The organism is Weissella paramesenteroides ATCC 33313 (assembly GCF_000160575.1).
Taxonomy (GTDB): Bacteria; Bacillota; Bacilli; order Lactobacillales; family Lactobacillaceae; genus Weissella; species Weissella paramesenteroides.
Genome location: NZ_GG697131.1, coordinates 1 through 1,775 on the forward strand (window position 1 = coordinate 1; position 1,775 = coordinate 1,775).

At 48.2% G+C, this 1,775-nt stretch carries 1 rRNA gene; it reads left to right on the forward strand.

The window, feature by feature from the left end:
* Positions 1–148: 148 nt before the first annotated feature.
* Positions 149–1,723 (forward strand): 16S ribosomal RNA (locus tag HMPREF0877_RS06965).
* The last annotated feature ends 52 nt before the right edge of the window (positions 1,724–1,775 follow it).

Below are 1,775 nucleotides of genomic sequence, written 5' to 3' on the forward strand. Positions count from 1 at the left end.
TTGAAAACTGAATATCGTTTCGATGAAACAAATGTGTAGGGTCATCAAGTAATTTACTTGATACAAAAACATTTGCGAAGTCAATTCGCTAATAAATTCGTTTAACTTCTGTTAAACAAATAACAAAATTGAGTTATACTCAAACTTTTAAAATGAGAGTTTGATCCTGGCTCAGGATGAACGCTGGCGGCGTGCCTAATACATGCAAGTCGAACGCTTTGTCTTTAACTGATATGAAGAGCTTGCTCTGATTTGATTTTATCTGACAAAGAGTGGCGAACGGGTGAGTAACACGTGGGTAACCTACCTCTTAGCAGGGGATAACATTTGGAAACAAGTGCTAATACCGTATAATACCAACAACCGCATGGTTGTTGGTTGAAAGATGGTTCTGCTATCACTAAGAGATGGACCCGCGGTGCATTAGCTAGTTGGTAAGGTAACGGCTTACCAAGGCAATGATGCATAGCCGAGTTGAGAGACTGATCGGCCACAATGGGACTGAGACACGGCCCATACTCCTACGGGAGGCAGCAGTAGGGAATCTTCCACAATGGGCGCAAGCCTGATGGAGCAACGCCGCGTGTGTGATGAAGGGTTTCGGCTCGTAAAACACTGTTATAAGAGAAGAACGGCACTGAGAGTAACTGTTCAGTGTGTGACGGTATCTTACCAGAAAGGAACGGCTAAATACGTGCCAGCAGCCGCGGTAATACGTATGTTCCAAGCGTTATCCGGATTTATTGGGCGTAAAGCGAGCGCAGACGGTTATTTAAGTCTGAAGTGAAAGCCCTCAGCTCAACTGAGGAATGGCTTTGGAAACTGGATGACTTGAGTGCAGTAGAGGAAAGTGGAACTCCATGTGTAGCGGTGAAATGCGTAGATATATGGAAGAACACCAGTGGCGAAGGCGGCTTTCTGGACTGTAACTGACGTTGAGGCTCGAAAGTGTGGGTAGCAAACAGGATTAGATACCCTGGTAGTCCACACCGTAAACGATGAGTGCTAGATGTTCGAGGGTTTCCGCCCTTGAGTGTCGCAGCTAACGCATTAAGCACTCCGCCTGGGGAGTACGACCGCAAGGTTGAAACTCAAAGGAATTGACGGGGACCCGCACAAGCGGTGGAGCATGTGGTTTAATTCGAAGCAACGCGAAGAACCTTACCAGGTCTTGACATCCCTTGCTAATCCTAGAAATAGGACGTTCCCTTCGGGGACAAGGTGACAGGTGGTGCATGGTTGTCGTCAGCTCGTGTCGTGAGATGTTGGGTTAAGTCCCGCAACGAGCGCAACCCTTATTATTAGTTGCCAGCATTCAGTTGGGCACTCTAGTGAGACTGCCGGTGACAAACCGGAGGAAGGTGGGGATGACGTCAAATCATCATGCCCCTTATGACCTGGGCTACACACGTGCTACAATGGCATATACAACGAGTCGCCAACCCGCGAGGGTGCGCTAATCTCTTAAAGTATGTCTCAGTTCGGATTGTAGGCTGCAACTCGCCTACATGAAGTCGGAATCGCTAGTAATCGCGGATCAGCACGCCGCGGTGAATACGTTCCCGGGTCTTGTACACACCGCCCGTCACACCATGAGAGTTTGTAACACCCAAAGCCGGTGGGGTAACCTTTTAGGAGCCAGCCGTCTAAGGTGGGACAGATGATTAGGGTGAAGTCGTAACAAGGTAGCCGTAGGAGAACCTGCGGCTGGATCACCTCCTTTCTAAGGAAAATCGGAAACCTACACATTCAACGAAACGATATTTAGTTTTGAG